Origin of the sequence: Mesorhizobium sp. WSM4310 (genome assembly GCF_007003935.1) — a bacterium.
Classification (GTDB): Bacteria; Pseudomonadota; Alphaproteobacteria; order Rhizobiales; family Rhizobiaceae; genus Mesorhizobium.
In genome coordinates this window covers 15,519-36,206 of the sequence record NZ_VFTA01000023.1, presented here as the reverse complement: position 1 = coordinate 36,206, position 20,688 = coordinate 15,519, and the positions used below count along the sequence as shown (strand labels likewise).

The 20,688-nt window shown below is 61.1% G+C and carries 19 protein-coding genes and 1 pseudogene; 10 read left to right on the top strand and 10 right to left on the bottom strand.

The window, feature by feature from the left end; all coding sequences use genetic code 11:
* Positions 1–124: 124 nt before the first annotated feature.
* The 5 genes from repA to FJV80_RS22840 all read left to right on the top strand — a co-directional run bounded on the left by repA (position 125) and on the right by FJV80_RS22840 (position 4,804).
* Positions 125–1,327, top strand: coding sequence for a plasmid partitioning protein RepA (repA, locus tag FJV80_RS22860; RefSeq protein ID WP_095774636.1), 1,203 nt, complete (start codon positions 125–127; stop codon positions 1,325–1,327).
* A gap of 77 nt (positions 1,328–1,404) precedes the next feature.
* Positions 1,405–2,370: a plasmid partitioning protein RepB gene (gene repB / locus FJV80_RS22855; RefSeq protein ID WP_095774637.1), complete on the top strand. Its 966-nt coding sequence runs from the start codon at positions 1,405–1,407 to the stop codon at positions 2,368–2,370.
* A 153-nt stretch (positions 2,371–2,523) separates the two neighbouring features.
* Positions 2,524–3,729 (top strand): plasmid replication protein RepC, encoded by a 1,206-nt coding sequence (gene repC, locus FJV80_RS22850; RefSeq protein WP_095789998.1) that lies wholly within the window; start codon positions 2,524–2,526, stop codon positions 3,727–3,729.
* 170 nt (positions 3,730–3,899) lie between these two features.
* Positions 3,900–4,289, top strand: a complete 390-nt coding sequence (locus tag FJV80_RS22845) for an MbcA/ParS/Xre antitoxin family protein (protein WP_095789997.1) — start codon at positions 3,900–3,902, stop codon at positions 4,287–4,289.
* The gene (locus tag FJV80_RS22840) at positions 4,286–4,804 is read left to right on the top strand and encodes an RES family NAD+ phosphorylase (RefSeq protein ID WP_142877471.1); all 519 of its coding nucleotides are present in this window, start codon (positions 4,286–4,288) and stop codon (positions 4,802–4,804) included. The genes FJV80_RS22845 and FJV80_RS22840 overlap by 4 nt, the downstream gene beginning before the upstream one ends.
* 39 nt (positions 4,805–4,843) lie before the next feature.
* Here FJV80_RS22840 and FJV80_RS22835 read toward each other — a convergent pair whose 3' ends face one another.
* The 3 genes from FJV80_RS22835 to FJV80_RS22825 are packed head-to-tail and all read right to left on the bottom strand — an operon-like array spanning position 4,844 to position 6,626.
* Positions 4,844–5,989, bottom strand: a complete 1,146-nt coding sequence (locus tag FJV80_RS22835; protein ID WP_142877470.1) for a tyrosine-type recombinase/integrase — start codon at positions 5,987–5,989, stop codon at positions 4,844–4,846.
* Positions 5,986–6,372: a type II toxin-antitoxin system VapC family toxin gene (locus FJV80_RS22830; protein WP_095789994.1), complete on the bottom strand. Its 387-nt coding sequence runs from the start codon at positions 6,370–6,372 to the stop codon at positions 5,986–5,988. Before FJV80_RS22830 ends, FJV80_RS22835 begins: the two co-directional genes overlap by 4 nt.
* Complete coding sequence (locus FJV80_RS22825; RefSeq protein ID WP_095793421.1) at positions 6,372–6,626, bottom strand: type II toxin-antitoxin system VapB family antitoxin; 255 nt, start codon at positions 6,624–6,626, stop codon at positions 6,372–6,374. Before FJV80_RS22825 ends, FJV80_RS22830 begins: the two co-directional genes overlap by 1 nt.
* 272 nt (positions 6,627–6,898) lie before the next feature.
* Here FJV80_RS22825 and FJV80_RS22820 point away from each other — a divergent pair, with 272 nt between their 5' ends.
* On the top strand, positions 6,899–7,855 hold the full coding sequence (locus tag FJV80_RS22820) for a DUF1403 family protein (RefSeq protein WP_142877469.1): 957 nt from the start codon (positions 6,899–6,901) through the stop codon (positions 7,853–7,855).
* Between the two features lie 2 nt (positions 7,856–7,857).
* Positions 7,858–8,541 carry an SMC-Scp complex subunit ScpB gene (locus FJV80_RS22815; RefSeq protein ID WP_095793422.1) on the top strand — a complete coding sequence of 228 codons (684 nt, stop codon included), beginning with the start codon at positions 7,858–7,860 and terminating at the stop codon, positions 8,539–8,541.
* 53 nt (positions 8,542–8,594) lie between these two features.
* Here FJV80_RS22815 and FJV80_RS35180 read toward each other — a convergent pair whose 3' ends face one another.
* Together FJV80_RS35180 and FJV80_RS22805 are read right to left on the bottom strand one after the other, a co-directional pair.
* A complete protein-coding gene (locus tag FJV80_RS35180; RefSeq protein WP_348643988.1) occupies positions 8,595–8,783 on the bottom strand; it encodes an RES family NAD+ phosphorylase in 189 nt (62 codons plus the stop codon).
* Between the two features lie 139 nt (positions 8,784–8,922).
* Complete coding sequence (locus tag FJV80_RS22805; RefSeq protein WP_095789990.1) at positions 8,923–9,309, bottom strand: hypothetical protein; 387 nt, start codon at positions 9,307–9,309, stop codon at positions 8,923–8,925.
* 524 nt (positions 9,310–9,833) lie between these two features.
* Here FJV80_RS22805 and FJV80_RS22795 point away from each other — a divergent pair.
* On the top strand, positions 9,834–10,427 hold the full coding sequence (locus FJV80_RS22795) for a hypothetical protein (RefSeq protein WP_246689021.1): 594 nt from the start codon (positions 9,834–9,836) through the stop codon (positions 10,425–10,427).
* Between the two features lie 109 nt (positions 10,428–10,536).
* On the opposite strand, the gene FJV80_RS22790 is transcribed toward FJV80_RS22795, so the two are convergent.
* A complete protein-coding gene (locus tag FJV80_RS22790) occupies positions 10,537–10,737 on the bottom strand; it encodes a hypothetical protein (RefSeq protein WP_095789988.1) in 201 nt (66 codons plus the stop codon).
* Positions 10,738–11,070: 333 nt separating this feature from the next.
* Between FJV80_RS22790 and FJV80_RS22785 the strand changes: the two genes are divergently transcribed.
* Both FJV80_RS22785 and FJV80_RS22780 read left to right on the top strand, forming a co-directional pair.
* Positions 11,071–12,126, top strand: a complete 1,056-nt coding sequence (locus FJV80_RS22785; RefSeq protein ID WP_246689020.1) for a PLP-dependent aminotransferase family protein — start codon at positions 11,071–11,073, stop codon at positions 12,124–12,126.
* Positions 12,127–12,135: 9 nt separating this feature from the next.
* Positions 12,136–13,380: pseudogene (locus FJV80_RS22780) on the top strand (FAD-dependent oxidoreductase).
* A gap of 160 nt (positions 13,381–13,540) precedes the next feature.
* Here FJV80_RS22780 and FJV80_RS22775 read toward each other — a convergent pair.
* The 4 genes from FJV80_RS22775 to FJV80_RS22750 form a co-directional block, all read right to left on the bottom strand.
* The gene (locus tag FJV80_RS22775; protein ID WP_095794085.1) at positions 13,541–15,718 is read right to left on the bottom strand and encodes a glycogen debranching N-terminal domain-containing protein; all 2,178 of its coding nucleotides are present in this window, start codon (positions 15,716–15,718) and stop codon (positions 13,541–13,543) included.
* Positions 15,719–15,924: 206 nt separating this feature from the next.
* Positions 15,925–17,472 carry a Do family serine endopeptidase gene (locus tag FJV80_RS22770; protein ID WP_095789972.1) on the bottom strand — a complete coding sequence of 516 codons (1,548 nt, stop codon included), beginning with the start codon at positions 17,470–17,472 and terminating at the stop codon, positions 15,925–15,927.
* A gap of 1,283 nt (positions 17,473–18,755) precedes the next feature.
* Positions 18,756–19,121: a low affinity iron permease family protein gene (locus FJV80_RS22755; RefSeq protein WP_142877467.1), complete on the bottom strand. Its 366-nt coding sequence runs from the start codon at positions 19,119–19,121 to the stop codon at positions 18,756–18,758.
* Positions 19,122–19,210: 89 nt separating this feature from the next.
* Positions 19,211–19,723: a ferritin-like domain-containing protein gene (locus FJV80_RS22750; protein ID WP_142877466.1), complete on the bottom strand. Its 513-nt coding sequence runs from the start codon at positions 19,721–19,723 to the stop codon at positions 19,211–19,213.
* Between the last annotated feature and the right edge of the window lie 965 nt (positions 19,724–20,688).

The following is a 20,688-nucleotide window of genomic DNA, read 5'->3' as shown; positions in this document are numbered from 1 at the left end:
GCGGTCTGGCATGCGTTAACCTTTTGTTAACCCAAAACTTCTTGCCGGTAAGTCCGAATCGGAGCTTAATGGCGCTTGTTGTGGGTATTGCTTACAAAAAGCGCCAATTCAGGTTTCGACGAGAATGAATATCTCCATGCGGCTGCCTCGTTTCGAGTTCGATGACAAAATCCTCGAACAGGGCGCCGAGATTTCCCGGCGGTTGAACCAGCTTCGGATGGAGAAATTTCCGCCCAATGCAACCAAGACGCTGCGCACATTCTCCATGGCGGAGGTCGCTCACTACCTTGGGGTCTCGCAGAACAATCTGAAGCGTCTCCATCTCGAAGGCAAGGGGCCGTTGCCTGACCAAAGTCCTTCCGGCCGTCGCACCTACACGGCTACCCAGATGCTCGAGCTCAGACATTTCCTGGACCAGCACGGCAGGACCGAAGTCAAGAAGTACGTTCCGCACCGCAAGCTTGGCGATAAACTCCAGGTGGTTGCGGTGGTCAATTTCAAAGGCGGCAGCGGCAAGACGACCACGGCTGCCCACCTCGCCCAGCACCTGGCGCTGACCGGTCATCGGGTTCTTGCGATCGATCTTGATCCGCAAGCTTCGCTGTCGGCACTGCACGGCTTCCAGCCCGAACTCGATCGCAACCTCTCGCTCTATGAAGCGATCAGGTATGACGACGAACGTAGATCGATTGCGGATGTGATCATACCGACAAATTTCCCGGGCCTTGATATCATTCCCGCCAATCTCGAGCTGCAGGAATACGAGTACGACACGCCGCTTGCCATGCAGGACAAAACCTCCAATGCCGGCCGCCAGTTCTTCACGCGCATGGCCAAAGCGCTGTCGGAGGTTGACGACCGGTACGATGTCGTCGTTGTCGATTGCCCTCCCCAGCTTGGCTATCTGACTTTGACGGCAATGTCGGCGGCGACATCGGTCCTCATTACGGTCCATCCGCAGATGCTCGACCTGATGTCGATGAGCCAGTTCCTGCTGATGCTTGGCGGCATCTTGAAGACCATCAAGGCCGCCGGCGCCGCGATCGAACTCGACTGGTTTCGCTACCTGATCACGCGCTACGAACCGACCGATATTCCGCAGGCGCAAATGGTGGGCTTCATGCAGTCCATGCTTGCCGGCCAGATCCTGGAAAATCCGATGTTGAAGTCGACGGCGATTTCCGATGCAGGCCTCACCAAGCAAACGCTTTACGAGGTGGAGAAATCGGCTTTCACCCGCTCGACATATGACCGCGCTTTGGAATCGCTCGACGCGGTGAACGCCGAGATCGTCACCCTCGTCCATCGCGCCTGGGGTCGGTCATGACGACGAACTTTACGGCAGTAAAAACCGGCTATTTTGCTCGTGGAATCAGATCGCTAGCCGCGCACGGAGGCGGTTGAATGGCCCGTAAGGATATTTTCGGCAGTGTGATGGGGCCCGTCGCTGCGGTGGCCGATAACAAGGATGTATCGGGGTATGCCGTTCGTGGTGCCTCCCGTTCGATCATGCAATCCTTCGAGGAGCTCTCCAAGAGTTCGGTCGTCGATCTCGATCCTGCCATGGTTGACACCTCTTTCGTCTCGGACCGCCTGGACGAAGACGACCAGGCGTATCAGGAGTTGCTGTCGGCAATTCGCGACAGAGGCCAAGATTCGCCGGTCCTGGTCAGACCGCATCCGGAGGTTTCGGGACGCTTCCAGACTGTATTCGGCCATCGCCGCGTCAAGGTTGCCCGCCAACTGGGAAGGCCGGTCCGCGCCGTCGTCAAGAAGATGGGCGACGAGGACCATGTTATCGCCCAGGGCCAGGAGAATGCCGCCAGGGCCAATCTGTCCTTCATCGAAAGGACCCTGTTTGCCGATCGCATTCTCAAGCGCGGCCACACGTCGGACACGGTGAAGTCCGCTTTGGCACTCGATGACACGACCTTCTCGAAGATGCGCTCCGTGACCGGCAATATTCCCGAGCCAGTCATTGTGGCGGTTGGCGCGGCCAAGGCCGTCGGGCGGGACAGATGGTGGCAACTGGCCAAGCTCATGGAGCATCCGGGGAACGCGGGCAGGGCGGGTGAGTATGTGAAGAGCGCCGATTTCGCGGCGCCAAGCAGTGACGCACGTTTTGCGCTTCTTTTCGACTTCCTGAGCGCGCCGGCGAAACGTTCGCCGGCTGCGACGAAGACACGAGACACGGCCTGGGCGCCGCGGGACAAGTCGGTGCGGGCCAAGATCACCGACACTGGAAAAGTGTTCACGCTTGCCCTGAAAGCGAGGGAAGCCTCGCCATTCGGTGCTTTCATCACCGAACGGCTTGACGAGCTTTTCGAAGCTTTCCGGCAATCGGAAATGTCAAAGAAAACGGGAGACTGAAACCGCAAAAGAAAAAGGCCCCCGAACGTCGCCGTCGCGGAAGCCCTTCTCGTCTGTAGCAAGCTGAGAATCGCACTTCCCCGAATCACTGTCAAGAGTCGTGGCGCCGTTTCGGCGAGCAGGTTTCTTTTGCCTTCGTGAAAGGTGAGGGAAATGGAGAGTGGGTTTGCGACGACGCCCTTTGGGCGGCGGCCGATGACGCTTGCCTTGGTGAAGGCCAACGCCGCGTCACGGCAGATTCCGGAGGGGGCCGCCGTTGAGAAATGGCAGGTCTACCGGTGGCTATGCGAGGGCAAGTCTATCGTTGGCGTTGGTGATCGTGCGCTGGCGGTGCTGAGCGGGCTTTTGACGTTCTATCCTGACGACCAGATCAGCGAGGAAAACGGTTTGATGGTCTTCCCGTCGAATGCACAGCTATCTTTGCGGGCGCACGGCATGGCCGATTCAACGCTGAGAAGGAACCTGGCCGAGCTCGTGAGTTGCGGCCTGATCATACGCCGCGATAGTCCGAACGGCAAAAGATTCGCTCGCAAGGGGCAGGGCGGTGCTGTCCTGGAGGTCTTCGGGTTCTCGTTGGCGCCTTTGCTGACACGGGCCTCGGAGTTTCAGCGCGCCGCCGAGCAGGTCCGCGCCGAATGTCTGGCGCTGAAATTGATGCGGGAGCGGATCACGCTGCATCGCAGGGACATCCAGAAGCTGGTCGAGGCGGCGGTCGAGGAAGGGGTTTCTGGCGACTGGGGCGGCGTCTGGAGGCGGTTTCGGTCCATCGTGGATGCAATTCCGCGCCGGGCAGGGCTGCCACAGCTGGAAGCGATCGTCGGCGAGATGACCGTGCTCCATGATGAAGTGGATAGGATGCTGGAAAGCTTCGCAAATTCCACGAATCCCGGCGGCAATGAGTCCCAAAGTGAGCGGCAGCAATCTGATTCAAACACAGACTCCATTTTTGTATTTGAACCGGCTTTCGAAAAAAGCAGGGCGGCCGTCGAGCCAAGACCGGCACCGGACGAGCGGTTGAAAAGCTATCCGATTGGACTGGTGCTGAAGGCCTGCCCGGAGATTGTGGAGTATGCGGCCAACGGCATCGCCAGCTGGCGCGATTTGATGCTCACCGCGGCCCAGGTGCGCGGCTACCTTGGTGTTTCACCGTCGGCCTATGAGGAGGCTTGCCATGTGATGGGTCAGGAAGTCGCCGCGATTGTGATTGCGTGTATTCTGCAACGGGCACAGCACATCAATTCGGCCGGTGGCTATCTGCGTGTGCTGACGGAAAAGGCTCGGGCAGGGCAGTTCTCGGTCGGACCGATGCTGATGGCCGCGCTCAAGGCCAATGGTCCGGCAACCAGGATGACGGCATGAGTGAGGTACAGGGTTCGGGGCTCAGGGTTGATCGGCGCTGCTCAAGGGCACCTGAGTAGGTGACGGCGTGCAGCCACCTACGGTCGGCGGGCTCCCGGGCTTGAAAGCTGTCCATAAATGCCATACCTTTTGCACAAGAAATATGACTCCTGATATGGTGGATGAACACTATGGGGCATGCACTCAAGACAGCCGAGCAGAATAGGCCGCTCGTCTTGTCCTATATGGATCGGAACGGGAAGATTGCGATCGAGCAGGTCGCGGATGGTTTTGGGATGTCCAAGAGTCAGTTGGCCCAGACCGCCGGTCTTGCGCGTGAGACAGTCTATCGTTCAGAGCGCAGCGCTGCGACAAAGACCCAGGGGCGTCTGCGCGAAATGCTCGAGATCATCAGCCGCGTGACGGATTGGGCGGGCGGCAAGGAACAGGCAATGGCCTGGTATCGGGCTCAGCCGCTTGCGGCATTTGGCGGACGCACCGCCGAAGCGTTGGTGAAGGATGGCAAGGCCGCCGCGGTCCGTGATTATCTCGATCACATGGCCGTTGGCGGTTTTGCGTGAGGTTCGTCAGAACCTGTTACAGGGCGCACGATCCACGCTGGGCATTCAAGCCGACTTCCGGTGATGGAGCGGCGATCAGAGGCGTCCGGTTCAACCCTAAAGGCGTGCCGGCGCTTTATCTCGGGCTGACAATCATGACTGCGGTCAAGGAAGCCAACCAGGGCTTTGCGCACCGGATCGATCCCTGTGTCCTTTGCTCCTATGAGATCGACTGCGACGACATCGTGGATCTGACAACCGAACAGGCCAGGGGAGAATTCGCCATCGCGCTCGAGGACATGGCCTGCGCCTGGGCGACGGCTCTAGGCGACGCAGAGCGCCCGGCGTCCTGGTCCATCTACGACCGGCTGCGGTCTCGCGATATTGCCGGAATTGTGGTCCCGAGCTTCGCGCCAAGTGCCCAGGACGAGGATCGTAACCTGGTCCTGTGGGAGTGGGGTCCGGACCTCCCGCATAAAGTAACTGTCTTCGATCCGAGCGGCCGGTTGCCGAAGGACCAGTTGTCTTGGTCATAGTAGGCTCATGGAAGGGCAGGGGAGGGGGCTTATACCGGCCTACAATCCGCTTGCCTTGGTGAGGTTGACACGAAAACGGTCACGCCGGCGCTGATAGCGGCGGGTCATCTCGGCGGATGCATGGCCAAGCTGCTTTTGCACGTATCTCTCGTCGACCTCGGCCGAGGAGGCCAGACCGGCGCGCAGCGAATGGCCTGAAAACTTCATTTCTCGCTCGCTTTCGGACAGATCGCCCCGCACGCCTGCGGCCATTGCCGCGCGCTTGACCAACCGCGCCACTTCCTGGGCGTTCAGCCGTTCGGCGCCGACGGCCTTGCCTTGGCCGGTGACGCGCCGAAAAACAGGCCCGTGCGCGATACGCCCCATTTTCAGCCAGGTCTTCAAAGCAACCGCGGGGCAGGTGCTGTCGGCCGACCCAAAGCCGATCTCAACTTCGCGCCAACCAGTCTTGCCACGCAAGGTCACCAGAATGCCGTTGTCCAAAATCTCGATCCAACCGGACGAATCCTCAGTTTGGTCCCTGGCCACGTCGAGGCCGACGATTTCGGAGCGGCGCAGTCCGCCGGCAAACCCGAGTAGCAGCATCGCCCTATCGCGCAGTCCGCGCAGGGTCCCGCGATCCAGTGTCTCCAGCATGGCGATCAGATCCTCCGGCAAAACCGCTTCCTTCTGCCGGGGTGGGGAAGCGTGTGTGTTGCGGATACCGGCCATGACGGTGGTGATATGGCGGTCTTTTCTGTCCAACGGCTGGCCGCGCTGCGCATAGTTCCACGTTAGGGAGGCGAGGCGCCGTTCAATCGTGGACACGGAGTTCGGCTTCTTGTCGCCCGTGACGGCACCCGACGCGCAGGCGGTGATATAAAGCCCGATGACCTGCGGATCAGGCGGAAACACCTCAATGCCTTGGCGGCGGCACCAGCTCGCAAAATGCTTCCAGTCGGTCGCATAGGCGCGCCGGGTGTTGGCCGAGCTTGCTGCCTCGACATAGTTCCGGGCGCGGTCGGCCAGGCGCTCCAGATGCGCCGAAACGCGCGGCTCCGGTCGGACGGCCGGAAGGGAAGGGGAGGGGGTGTCGGCTGCGGGATCCTCCGGCGCGCGGCCCATCTCCATGACGACGTCGACGATGTCGGGCATGTCGTCGTCGCCGAAAGCCGGTGATCCGTGACCGTTATCAGCCATCCTCATGCCGCCTTGATGTCCGTTCGGGAGAAATCATCGCCCTTGAAAAGCAGCGGTTCGCCGGTGAGTTTGGCCAGGGCATAAGAGAAGCAGTCGCCGTAATTGAGCGCCGCTGGATGCCGTCCCTTGCCAAAGCGGCGCCAGGCACGGCGAGCCTGGTCCGCGTGCTCCGCGGTCACGGCCACGATGCCGACCTCGGCTTTGTGAAGCCAAAGGTCAAAATCCGCTCCGCCTGCTTCTCCGAGGCGCGCCTCGATGACCATGGCTGCCTCAAGCACCGTCGCAGCCGAAATCAGGCGAACAGGATCGTCGGCGATTTTCTCATGGAGACCGCTGGCTTCCTGCTCATTGAACGCGATTGCGGCAATCACGGAAGCATCGATAACCATCAGGACGGAATTCCGTTCTCGTCATAGCCCATGATCTCATCGGGCGTTCGCTCGTCGAGAATCGGCAGCGCGTTCAAGCGCTTGCGAATTGCCTCCAGATCTTCCAGCAGCGCTGCCTTGCGCGCAGCAGAGCCCGTCCTGCGCAGTCGCTCCTCGAGCGCTCGCTTGGTGGCAATGGTGATGGTCTCACCCGTGCGTTGGGCGAGCTTGCGGGCAAGAAGTTCCGTTTCCCGATCCTTGATGCTGAGGGCCATTTGAGGGTACCTTGGTTCCTAATTGTCTACCTTCAGCCTATATACTCTATCCGATGCGGGAATGCACGACCCCTGCGGCCCTTCTCTCTGGTCAGCAGAGCGGTGCCCAGCACGGTTTTCGGGGCTTTGCTCGACGAAAATGGCCATTTCTCTTATAAAGAGCAAACGAGTGATAATGCAAGATTATCGTTCGTTTTATCTCCGCGACATGCTGTGCGTTTTGGTGCAAAATTCATGGCACAAAGCGCACGAGCGCTTTACCCTCCACAATCATGATTCGCCTTGATCCCGCGACCGCCAGCTCCTCTGCGCCGCCCTCCGTTCCGGCCTGGGCGATTGCAAGCGCAGGCGCGCCGCGCGACGGCGAGGCCGCCTTCCGGGCTGGCGCCGCGCTGGGTGTCCTCGATCCGCTGGCCCGCGCGCAGCCTGCCTGGGCCGGCGCGTGGCGGCAGCGGCTGGCGCTCGATTGCGCCGCCTCCGGCATGCGGCTCGCCGGCCGCGCCGAGGACGCGGCCGCCTTGCGCGACGCCTGGTATCTGCGCCAGGCCGGGGCTGACCCTGGACCCGCCGGCACCATTTTTGGCGCCTGGCGGCAGTTGGCCGGGCAGCCGCCGGTCGCTACGCCTGACCGGCTCGGGAAGATAGTCGACCAGCTTGGCCTCCATTGGGATGTCGAGGCGCTGGCCGCGCTTTGTGAACACATCGACGACCTGGCGCGCTCGCGGCGGCCGGCGCCGTTCGCCGCCGCGGCGATCGCCGTCCGCGTCGTCACCATGCGCCCCGATGCCGAGCTTTTGGCTTGGTGGCTCGCCGACCTGGTGCTGGCGCAATGCCTGCGCTGGCCGCGGCCGCTGCCGCTCCTGATGGCGCAGGCCTTTGGCCCGTCTTTCCGCGCAGAGGCCGTCGGCGCCAAGCGCATCCGACCCGCGGAGAAAGATTTTGAGCGCGCGGTCTGCGCGGCGCTCGTTCAAGCGGCGGCGCAGGCCTGCCGGCTGGCTGACGAGTTGTCGCTCCGCGCCGCAAAACTCCTGGCGGTGACGCCGAAACTGCGCGCCAAGGGTGCCGGCGAGGTGATCTTCCTGCTGCTCAACGAAGACGCCGTCTCTGGATCGCTGACGACGAAGGATCTGTCGCGCTTTGCATCGCGGCGGCTGTTCGAACGGCTGCAGCAACTGGAGGCCGTGCGCGAGCTTTCCGGCCGTCCCACCTTCCGGCTGTTTGGACTCTAGCGATGAGCGAAGCCTCTGCCCGCCACAAGCCGAACGATCAGCCGGCGCTGCTTGACACCGAGCTCGATCACCTGCCGCCAGAACTGCGCTGGCGTGAATGGATGGGCCGGGTGGAGGCGGTGATTTTTTCCGCCAGCGAACCGGTGACGCGAAGTGTCCTAGCGCGCGTGGTGGGGAAGAACTGCAAACTCGAGCTGATCATCGACGACATCCGCGCCGAGCTCGAAGGCCGCCCCTACGAGCTGGTGTCGGTCGCCGGCGGCTGGCAGCACCGGACGAAAAAGGTCTTTGGCGACATCATCCACGCCGCCTTTGGCACGGCCGGGAAGGGGACAAAAGAACTGTCGCAGTCGGAGGCGCTCGTGCTAATGTGCATTGCCTATTTCCAGCCGATCACGCGTGGCGAGCTGTCTTCCTTCTTCGGCAAGGAGGTCTCGCGTGATCTGATCGGCGTGCTACGGCGACAGGAGCTGATCGCCTCGGGGCCGCGCAGCCCGCAGCCGGGGGCGCCCTACACCTATGTGACGACGAAGACTTTTCTGTCGCAGTTCGGGCTCGACACGCTGCGCCAGCTGCCGGATTTCGAGGCGCTCGAGGACGCAGGGCTGCTGTCGAAGGAGAAACTCTTGGCCGGCGGTATTCCTGCCGACTTGCCTAGCGGCGAGGACGATGTCGTTGAGGACTAGGAGGTGTCATCAGCGGGGCTTGCCGCGCTGCGACCACAAAGACAGGCGATCACTCAGGGCCAGGACGACTGGTCGTGCGGTAGCCGGTGATCAGGATCGTGAACCGCGACACGATCGCCGTCGACAAGATTGGCCGGAAAGATCACCAGATTGGTACCGCCGGCGTGACACAGCGACGGGAACAAGATACCGCGCAGCCCGGCCGTGATGACCACGTCCGCGAGCTTCCACGATGGCGGGATTTTCTTGTCGATGCGCGCGATCTGGCGCCATGCACAATCCCATTCCTTCCACGCACTATCCCAGATGTCCGGGTCAAATCCTTGCGAAAGGTTGGCAGATAGCGATGGAAGATCTCGTCCGGCCCGACGCGGGTGACCTTCACCCGCGCGCCCCGTTCTCGAGATCCCGGATGAAGGCTAGGACTGCTTCAACTTGGCCGTCCGCGACGAGCTCGGCCGCCGTGCGATGGCCATAATCGGCAATCGGTTCGTTGCGATACCAGTAAATCGCTTTGTCGACGTCGCCGGTGAGTTCCGTCGCGGCCGAGATCACTTTCACCATCTCGCGCATCCGGCCCTGCAGGCGCTCCGATGCGGGATTGCGCAGCGTGTTGCGGTGGACACCAGTCAACTGGGCGAGGTTGGCCACCTTCACGCCGAGCGCCTGCGACAGGCGCTTCGGCGAGATATAAGGTGTGCGCGGCTCCTGCAGGCTGTCGACGAAGCCTGAGACCACTTTCGACGATGCCAGCTGTGCGTGAGTCATGACAAATCTCCGACCATACGCACAATATATGCACATTTGGGCGCATAGCAAGTGAACAGAGGCCTGACGCCTTCCAGCGCACTGCTTGTCCTTCCTCATCCGTAGCGGTTGTTAGCTGGCGGCGGCAATGCACCTTCGAGCCAGTCGTTCGACCTACATTACAAATGGCCCGATTGCGGACATCGGAAATTCACTTCACTGCACCGGCGCCGACCAGAACTGGCCGATCAGATCGGGTTGCAGGGATAGGCGTTTCTGATTTCAGCATTGAAGAATTGTCCGATAGAGGAGGCTTCCAACAGCCGATCGTACATGAACTGGGGGACATTGTAATATTCGTACAAGAGTTGGTGGTAGGCGATGTTCACCCTGGGGACATTCACCTCAGTCGTCCTGACGGCACAGTCGCCACTGCTAGACTGAGCGGCTTCTTAGACTGGGCGGCGCCTCTGGATGGGGCTGATCTTTTTCGAAAAGCGCGGCGGCGTGCAAAACCGCGACGTGATCGCAGCCATGATCGAAGCGTGGGGCATGCCGCAGTCGCTCTATTTCGACAACGGCAAAGAGTTCGGCTTCGCCGCCTGCGCGACCTGTATCTGGTGGCGTTCGATCTTCTGCACCTCAACGGGCACGATTTGCGCGACATGCCGGTGGAAGACCGCCGCGACATCCTCCAGGCACTGATCCCGACCGGTGGCCGCATCCAGTTCAGCGAAGCAATGCCGGGAACGGGCGATGCCGTCTATCATCTTGTCGACCAAGCCGGCTTGGAAGGCATGGTTTCAAAGCGCAAGGGCAGCAGCTATCGCAGTGGTCCGACGATGAACTGGCGAAAGATCAAGTGCTATACCGAAAAGGAAATGGACATCATCGGCGTGCAACGGGAGGCCGGTAAGCCTGCGATGGTGCTGATGGCCGACAACGGCCGTTATGCCGGCGGCGCGTTCGTGGCGTTCAAAGCAGACAAGCGGCAACGCCTCTGGGATCGGGTGCAAGGCAAGATTGGCGGCCCGACACCGACAGGTCTGAAAAAGGCCAAGGCTGAGTGGCTGAAGCCTGGGCTGGTCGGACGCGTTCGGTTCCTCAAGGGCGAGGAAAAGCTACGCACGCCACGCTGAAGGATTTCTGGGAGGGCTAGCCCTGATCTGATAGAGTTTCCCGGCGAGCGTGGACGGACGCCCCCACGTATTGCCCGGGCTGCATTGTCAAGTATTAGCGCAAGCTTAATTAGTCTCTTTCGACCGCGAACTTGAAAACTTCTCGCCGCCCCTCATCCGCCACCCGGAACCAATGAGCCTGCACAGTTCTGACGACGAACGGTCCGGTCGTAACTTTGCTTACAGCCTCCAAAGCTGTCGCGCCGTGGGCAATATGCAGGGCTACAACTTCGTCACCCTGCATTTCATCGATGTGGTACTTCGTCGTCATGGGCTCCTCGCGGATGAGCCTAAACGTCATTGGTCAGCGCAGGTTCCTCGTGGCTCAATCTGGCCTTCCGCATACGCGAGGGCAAAGGATTCCATATCGTAGGTAAGGGTCGGTTCCTTGTCGGCCTCGACCACGCGGACATGCCATTCGCCCCATGCTTCGACCACTTCAACGCAAGGGTGGACCTTGCCGTTTTCGTCTCGCTATGAAGGTCGCGACATCGCACACGTCAAGCAGTTAGGGCGTTGCTTGATGCTTGGCGAGTCCCTGCCAGACGGCGATCACCACCGCCTATCCTTTCGGGCGCGATGATGGGGTAACTTGGTGTTGCATGTGGCCTTGCAGTTTGACGTCGAGGCAGACATTCGCTCAACCGGTTCATGCCCGACACTGCAGGATTACCACCCGCCGGAAGGCCCGCTGTGGGCGCGTGCTGCGATTGCCGACTGGCTGAAATCCGTCGCCGGCGATGGCGAACCCGGCCGCGTTGTGCTGGCCGCCGGCGCGCAGCATGGCCTCGACTGCGTGCTCGGCGCAGTCGCCAGGCAAGGCGAGGTGGTGCTGGCCGACGAGGTGACCTATCAGGGCATTAATGCGCTGTGCCGCGTGCACGGGCTGGATCTGCGAGGCGTCGCCATGGACCGCGGCGGGATGCGGCCCGAGGCCTTCGACGCTGCCTGCGCGCAATTGCGTCCGCGCGCGGTCTTCCTCGTGCCGACGCTGCACAACCCGACGACCATTACGCTGAGCGATGAGCGCCGGCACGAGCTCGCCGCAGTCGCCCGCCGCCACAATGTGCTGATCATCGAGGACGACGTCTACCGGCAGCTGGCCGACGATCCTCCGCCATCTTTCGCCAGTCTCGAGCCGGAGCTGACGATCCATCTCGGCGCGCTGTCAAAATGCCTGGCGCCTGGCCTGCGTCTCGGCTTCGTCATCGCTCCGCGTCCCATTGCTGGCCAGGTCGCGGCGGCGCTGCGTATCAATTGCTGGAGCATCAGCCCGCTGACGGCGCTGATCGGCGCCAGATTGATCGAGGAAGGCGCGGCAGCGCGCATCATCGAAATCCAGAAGCAGGAATTGCGCCAGCGCCAGGCCGTCTTAAGCGAAATCCTCGGGGGCTTCGACATCCAGAGCCATCCGACCTCGACCCATGCCTGGCTGCGTCTGCCTGAGCCCTGGCGTGGGGCCGGTTTCGCCCGCACCTGTCTCGAGCGGGGCGTGGCCGTTCTACCCGGCGACGCCTTCGCGGTCGGGCGCGAACCGGTGCAGCACGGCGTGCGCATCAATGTCGGCGCGGCGCGATCGCAGGACGATTTGCGCACGGCGCTTACCACGATGGCCGAATTGCTGGCCGCTGGCCATCTGCAACTGCCCGGCTTCGTCTAGGAATATCAGGTGGCGACAACCAGCAGCGTTGAAATCGCCGTTGTCGGCGCCGGCGTCGTCGGCCTGGCGACGGCGTTGCGGCTCGCCGGCGAAGGCCGCGAAGTCGTGCTCATCGATCCCAACGAGCCAGGTTCCGGCGCTTCGTTCGGCAATGCCGGAACGATCGCCGAATATGCCTGCATGCCGGTCGGCAACCCGGGCGTGCTGCGCGCGCTGCCGAAGCTGCTTCTTGATCCCGACAGTCCATTCGCATTGCGCTGGGCAGCACTTTTCCAGCTTGCGCCTTGGCTGGTCCGTTTTGTCAGGCAGTCGTTCCCCGAGCCCACCCGCGCCAACGCGCTGGCGCTCGCCGGGCTGCTGGCAGAAGCCCTTGCCGGCTTGGGAGGAAATGGTGCAGGAGGCTGGCCTGCAGGACCTGATGCGCCGCAATGGCTGCCTGTACATCTATCGGCATGAGAGCGATTTTGCCGGCGCGGCCGCCGGTTGCGTGCGGAACTTGGCGTCCACCAGGAGGTCTTGACTGCCGAACAGGTGGCGGGCCTGGAGCCGCGGCTGGCGGACATCGAGGCCCGCGGTCTGTATTTCCCGGATTCGATCAATGTCAGCGATCCGAAAGCCATGCTGGCGCGGCTAGCCGCCGCCGCGACTGCCCGCGGCGTCCAATTGCTGCGAGCGAACGTGGCGAGCCTCTCGGCGGAGGCCAGCGGGGTTCGGCTGAGCGGCCCAGGGCTTGGCATCACCGCGCGGACGGTCGTGATCGCGGCTGGTGCCCGCTCGCGGGCACTTGCCACGCAGGCCGGCGATCGGATCCCGCTGGAAACCGAGCGCGGCTATCACCTGGAATTTCCCACCGACACGCCGCTCCTCAACCGACCCGTGTGTCCGATCGATCTGGGATTCTACATGACGCCGATGGACGGCAGGCTGCGCATTGCTGGTACGGTCGAGCTCGGGGGGCTAGTGGCGCCGCCAAATCCGCGCCGGCTGGCGCTGCTGGATCGCGGTGTGCGGCAATTCTTTCCCGAGCTTGGCCGGCCATCCTCCGAATGGCTGGGCTTCCGGCCGTCGCTGCCGGACTCGCGTCCGGTCATCGGCCGGTCCCGCCGTAGCCCAGGCGTCGTCCATGCGTTCGGCCACGGCCATCTAGGGCTGACGTTGGCGCCGATCACGGCGCGCCTTGTCGCCGACCTGATCGCCGGGCGAGGCGATCCCGTGTATTATCAAGCTTTTGCGCCAGACCGATTCAGCGTATGAAGTGAGGTTTACGCGCCCCCGTCTGCTCTTTGGCCTCGTAATCGCCCCGGCGCGGCACACTTAGGAAGCCGATCAACCCTATCGGGCTGATGCTTTTACTTGGGGTCAGTGGTTTTAGGAATCTTTTTCCAAAACCACTGCGCACTTTGAAGGATATGCATTAGGTCGCATGGCAGATGCCTGACAGGCTCGGGCCTGTCGCGGAACTGCGCGTTGCCACCAGCGAAGCATCCCCATCGCATACTTCCCAACGCGTGTGAGCGCCAGCGCGCCAAAACCGAAGGTGGAGAAGGTTCTTCCCCAGTCGCAGATCCCTTAAGGTCATCTCGGGCATCCAGTCGGGCAGTTTCGGGTCGATGTACAACCTCCCGTTCGCAGCGTCCGGTTGGATCCCGCCGATCGCCTGTAGAAAGGAGAAGCATGAGCCTGCAGCCCATGCCTGCGGAACGTTCGCCCTCTTGTACTGGACTGGAAACGTCGTAGGCGTCCGCGTCGCCCCGGCGTAAAGTTCGGGCATGCGATGCTGCATGAAGTAGCTCGCTGCACCGCTCACGTCTCCGGCGATACGAGCAGCTTCTTTGAAAAATCCATAGCGCCGAAAACCGAGCGCGATCAGCCCGTTGTCATGGGGCCAGACGGAGCCTCTTTGATAAGAATGCGGATTATAGGCTCGATGTTCGGCCGAAAGCGTCCGGATGCCCCAGCCGCTCCACATGTCGGGCATCATCAATCTCTGCACCACCCTGGCGGCCCGCTCGGGTGCGACAATACCGGACCAAAGACAATGACCGGGATTGGAGGTGACGCTCAGAACCGGTTTCTTCTTCCCATCCAACGCGAAGGCATAGAAACCCGACGCCTGATCCCAGAACACGTCGTTGAACCGTTCGAACAACGTTTTGGCCTTGGCCCTAAGCTGCCTGGCGCGATCATGGTCGCCTCTGGCATCGTAGATTTCAGCCATGCGCTGCCAGGCATCGTAGACATAGCCCTGCAACTCGCAAAGAGCCTTCGGTCCCTTGACCGGAGTGCCGTCGGGATAGACGACGGCATCGTCGGCGTCCTTCCAGCTTTGGTTCTCGTAGCCTGCGTTTGAGCGCGTTCCATATTCCTGGAACCCATCGCCGTCGCGATCGCCATAGCGATCGATCCAATCCAGGCACCTCTCGGCGGTTTCGATGTGCCGCTCTATCAAACTGTCATCCCCCGTACAGCGCCAAGCGTTGTGAAGCACAATCAGATAGAGGGGCGTTGCGTCGGCAGTGCCATAATAGGGTGTATGTGGAATGAGATTGAAATGTGCGAGTTCGCCGGTACGAAGCTCATGCATGATCTTGCCCGGCTCCGCATCCCGATAGTCGTCCAGTGAGGTGGCCTGGAAGCGAGCTAGAACATCCAGGGCACCTCGCGCGAAATCAGGATAAACAATGGCATTCTGAAGCGAGACGATCAGACTGTCGCGACCAAACAGCCCGATGAACCAAGGCAAACCGGCGGCCGGAACATACTCGAGCTGGTCCGTGCCTTCGATCGGCAGTCGAAGTGCCGCCATGTCTTCGATCGCCTGATTGTAGAGCTGCTGGAATTCGCCATTCGGGGTGCTCAGCTTGCATACCATGCTGCGCCAGGCGGAGACCCGTTTTGCGGCTTTCGAACCCAAGCAGTTGTCGACGCAAGCGCGTGGAGCACGAGACCTCTTCCTGCCTTGCCCAAAGTCGTAGAGCAGGCAAGCATGCCAGGTCGCGCCAGGGTCGAGCTTGACGTCGAAAGATACCCTCCCGTTGGCATAGACAGGCTTCGTTGGAGTTCTGTGTACCGTGATGGTGATAGCCCGTCTGAAATCCTGGTTGATGTAGGACGTGCGAAGGCGCGCGCTTCCGGGCGTCCATTTCGTGGCGATCCGACCACGGCGAACAACTGAGTCGGCCTCGACTTCGAAGAGATCGGCGAAGTCACAACGTATGCCGACCTCCAGATTGAATTGCACCGAATCTGTCCCGTGATTCACCAGGTCAAAGTCTTCATGCAACCCACCGTGACCCAGAGCCCGACCGAGGGTCAGCCCCAGATCACCGGCCTCTACTGGACCGGTTTCGGTCTTGAAGGGCCGATTTACGAGATAGATCTTGGCGGCGAAGTGGGTGATGTTCCCGGAGTTGAGCAGATCCCAAGGCTCTCCGTTGGCATAGAGCTGCCAACTGGAAACCAGGCGGGTATCCGAGGCATACAGACCTTGGTGTGTGGGCCAGGTGATCTGGCCATCCTGATCGGTGACCAAGAAGCCAAAGCCGTCGTTGAGTGCCAACCGCGGCGGTCCGATCGCAATTTCCAGGCTCATGTTCGAGGTGCCTCTTTCTCGGCCAGAACAGCGGTACTGGCAGGGTAGGTGGGCCAGGCAAAAAGCACTCCGCACTCAACGGTGAGGGTTGCTCACGGCCCTCCGCCCTCCAAGAAACCCACCCTTCCGGTGCGCCGGCTCCGAGGAACCGGCGCACCGGAAGGTCAAACTGTCTCCAAAACTGATCCCCAGTTGTGGAACCAGGGTCAGCCCTTGGCAACAGGCAGGGCGACAAAGCGGTTGCTATCGTTGCGGGTGATCTGCATCAGCACTGCCTTGCGCCCGGACTTCATCGCATCGGCCATCGCCTTGGTGACGTCGTCGGTGCTGTTCACCGCGGCCGAATTGATCGTGGTGATGACATCGCCGGGCTGGACGCCGCGGTCGGCAGCGGCCCCGTCGGGATCGACATCGGTGACCACCAAGCCCTTGCCATCATCCGACTTGGTGACGGTGAGGCCCAGATCGGTCAACGTCTCAGCCTTGGCGGCGGGGGCCACCTGCTTGCTGTTGTCGTCCGAGGCCTGCTTGTTGCTCGAAGGCAGCGTGCCGAGATCGACCTTGACCGTCTCGTTCTTGCCGTTGCGCCAGACGGTGACGTCGACCGACTTGCCGGGCGCATAGGCGCCGATCATGCGGGCGAGTTCCTTCGGCGACGCGACGTCCTTGCCGTCGACCTGGGTGATCACGTCGCCAGCCGTGATGCCGGCCTTCTTGCCAGGACCGGCGTCCTGGGCGCTGGATACCAGCGCACCCTTGCCAGATTTCAGACCGAGCGACTCGCCGATGTCCTTGGTGACCGGCTGGATCTCAACGCCGAGCCAGCCACGCTGGACGGAGCCGTTCTTCATCAGGTCCTGGACGACTTGCTTGGCGGTCGAGGCCGGGATGTCGAAGGCGATGCCGACACTGCCGCCCGAGGGCGAGAAGATGGCGGTGTTGATGCCGACCACCTGGCCGTTGAGGTCGAAGGTCGGGCCGCCCGAATTTCCGCGGTTGACCGGGGCGTCTATCTGGATGAAGTCGTCATAGGGACCGGCCCCAATGTCGCGGCCGCGAGCCGAGACGATGCCTGCGGTGACGGTGCCGCCTAGGCCGAACGGATTGCCTACGGCGACCACCCAGTCGCCGATGCGGATTTTGGAGTCGTCGGCGAAGTCGACATAGGTGAACTTGTTGCCGCCGCCGTCGACCTTCAGTACGGCCAGATCGGTGCGCGGGTCTGCGCCGATGAGCTTGGCGTCCAATTCTTTGCCATCGTCGGTGACTACGCTGAAGTCAGAGCCTTCCGACACGACGTGGTTGTTGGTGACCAGATAGCCATCCTCGGAGATGAAGAAGCCGGACCCCTGAGCGATCGGGCGCGGCTCGCCATGGTCGCGATGGTCGAAAGGCCGCATGCCGAATTGCTGGCCTCCCTGGCCGCCAAAGCCGCGGAACTCCTTGAAGAAGCGTCGCAGTTGCGGATTGTCGGGAAGATTGTCCATTCCCTCGGAACCCCAGTCGGAGCCATTGTCGGCCGTCGGCTGAATCTTGGCCTTGACCCTGACACTAACCACGGCAGGCGAAACGCGTTCCACGAGATCGGCGAAGCCGGGGACCTGCGCGGTCTGGACGTGTACGGCATCGGCCAGAACGGGTGCTGTACCCGTGGCAAGGGCGCCTAAGCCGATCGCCCCGGTAATAGCCAGGGAAGCAGCGGTAGCCATCAAGCGTTTGCGGGTGCTGGAAGATACACTGGAGAAGGTTTTCATGATTTCGCATCCTCTATCAATAACCTCGCCCTGAAAGGGCGTCGTGCTGAAAAGAATAGAGAGGCGCACATTACGACGTCATTGCCATTGCATGAATATTTCGTAACGTTGGCTGAATAATCTATCCAGGCGTTCCCTTGAGATGATCGCATGCTGACGACTGCCGCGACGGTCGGAATCTTCCATTGCTGAGTTGCTTCCCGTGCTCGAATGTGAATAGCAACAGAAGTGCTGCGATCATGCCGTGGCCGCGTTTGCCGCGTGGCTGCGTCGGACTCCAGCCCGGTGTGCTGTCGACGAGCGCTACATCCTGGCAGCGACCCTCCTGTTGAAACCAGCCAGGATCTGCTCGGCCAAACGGGCATAGTTGCCATCAAAGTGATAGTCGCCGCTTGTCTTGATCACCTCGACACCTCTCGAGGAGAGCGCGTCGCAGAATGATGCCAGCGGCCAAGCTCTCCTCTTCGAGAATATCGGCGACATCACCGACCCTGACCCCCGAGTTGGTGTGAGCCCTCGCCAGTTCCCGTGCCTTGGATCGCGTCTGCGATCTCGCCCGGGTGAGTGCCGGCAGAGAATTTCTCCCGAATACCGCAGCCTTTACCCCAAATTTGGCAGACATTCGGCCTACCTGTTATCTCGCAGCTTTGGCAGGTTCTAATTTGAAGCTCGCCCGTCATCAGCGCCAGCTGGTGAATCGTTTGCTGGCCGCTTCTGCTCAATCCAATCGCGCCAGTGGGTCGGGTGAATATCGACTGGAACCCCGATGATGGCATTCCTCCATCCCATTTCGGTTCGCTCACACGGAAACACAAGCGAGTGCGCGCCTTCTTCGTCCAGAACTGCCAGTTCCAGAATCCGTGAAAATGGTGCGGTGACGATTGGCTGCCACATGTTCGCAGAATGTGCCGAATTCTTGCGCCGGCTTTGATTCCGATCAATCGCGACAGACGTTCCGCGGGACATGGGCGATCTGCGGAACGCTTCCCTCACGGGTGAGTGCCGTCGTTGAGGCCTCGATTGGATGCCCTACCCGATGTCACCCTTAACGAGTCGGCCCAAGCCTTCCGGCAGTTGATCATTTCGGAAGACTACCGTCGAACCTTGCGCAAGCGGCTATCGGACCGTGGCCGATCCGTGGTCCGATTGGCGGTGTCGTCACACCGCATGCTTAAGCAATTCCGGGAAAAGTGTGAACCGGTCCTCCGTCCGGAATTGGGTCAAGACAAAGATAGAGCGGTTCGGCGATTCCGTGAGTTTCCGTGAAACGCCGAAAACCGCTCTTAGGCCCTGGCCACACGCTTTCTCTTTGCTTCGGCGCAGCGGGCCCGGAACTCGTCGACCTCGGCCTCCGTGAGGTGCTCGATACCGATAAAGTCGTTCTTGGCTCGGCCCGAACGGATCAGCTCGTCGAGCTTGGCCTGAATGGCCGCCCCGTCGCGGTTCTGGGTGTTCTGGATCAGGAACACCATCAGGAACGTGATGATCGTGGTGCCGGTGTTGATGACGAGCTGCCAGGTTTCGGAATAATGAAAAATCGGCCCGGTTGCTGCCCAGATCAGAACCGAGACCAGGCAAAGGGCGAAAGCCCAAGGCCTGCCGGTGGCGTGCGCGACGGCCTCCGCCATACGGTTGAATGCTTTTTCCATACCATGATCTCGATTGCAGGCGTGAGCTCCAAGGATGTGAATGTCGGGGCTCGGGGACGACAGAGTTGAGGGGAGACTCCGCCTCCGCCCTAGGCCGCTTCGGCGGCGACGTTGACGGCGGATTCGGCAAGCTGGGTGAGCACGGCGTCCGTCTCTTTCTCCTCGCCCAGCGTCTTGTCGAGAAGATTGACTGCCTCGGTAAGACCGAGCTCGGAGGCCCAGGTTCTGAGCGTGCCATAGCGCGAGATTTCATAGTGCTCGACCGCTTGCGCCGCCGCCAGCAAGCCGGCATCGAGCGACGGCGAGCCCTTGTATTCTTCCATGATCTCGGCGCCTTCCTCTGCAATGCCCACAATGGCGGCGCACGTCTTGCCGACCGGCTTCTTCTCGATCACCTCGAACACCTCCTCGAGGCGTGCGACATGCTCCTCGGTCTGGCCGCGATGCTTTTCGAAGGCAGCCTTTAGGTCATTGCTTTGCGCCGCCTTGGCCATCTTGGGAAGCATCGCCAGAATCTTCTTCTCAGCGAAATAGATGTCCTTCAACGTGTCGTGAAAAAGTTCATTCAGGCCCTTCTTCGAGGCCGTTTTCGTGGTCGCCATGTCTCGAATCTCCTGGTGGGTTGGTCAGCCTCAACTCGATGCGAGACGACTTGTTCCTAAAAGAATTCAGCCATGGGAAAGGCCGAAAACCATCATTTGTTATTGACTATGATCGACCGTCATTTCGGCTGAGGTCTGGCGCGGGGGAAGGAATACTGCTGGCGTTTGTCGAAGTGTTCATCCGGTTCCGAAAGCCGATTCATCTGAAGTGCGACGTCATTTTCCGACGGGCGACGCTCTCGGTCAGGGGCGGCGTTTGGTCGGATGCTTTTTCGTCCCCCCGGTCTCAATATCTGGCATACCTTAATAGGCTAGCGCCTTCGCGAGCGCGGCCTCGATGCGCACGGCGATGGCACCATCGGGAAGTCCCATTGGCGAGAAAATTTGACAGTGCCTATGTCGATTTCCCGCTGTCTTGATGCTTTGGATCATACCGTTCAACGAGTTACAGCGATGCTTGGACCAGGCTTACTGTTCCCGTCGGCATCGGGAGGAATATTGACGAGAGATAGGTGGCCGGTAAGGCAATCCTTTTGCCCGTTTGCCGTGCAGATCGACAGTTGAGGAGATGATTTGACAGAAGGTGACGAAATCCAGGTCCCATACACAACTGCGACGACGGCTCTTGGATATTGAGCTCGTAGGCAAGCCACTCGGCTTATGCTTACGAAAGCCCGATCAACAGACGGTTACCCACTTGGGCAGGCAGATTGGTGAATTGGTCGAACACCAGCCATTGATCAGTCGGATCTTAATGACGACGAACCTCATTCCCGTGCATCCTTATGTTAGTGAGTTCCTAACTTACGCCTGGGTCCGGAAGTTCCTGCAATCAAATTATTCGGAGGAGTGGCCCTAGGTGTGCTCGCTGTGCGGGAAAAGAGGTGCGCCTAGAGCAAAATCGGCAACCGACGGCTGCGGGCGGGGGGCACGGGGTGTGCCGTCGGTCACCAGGGAAAGGGGCC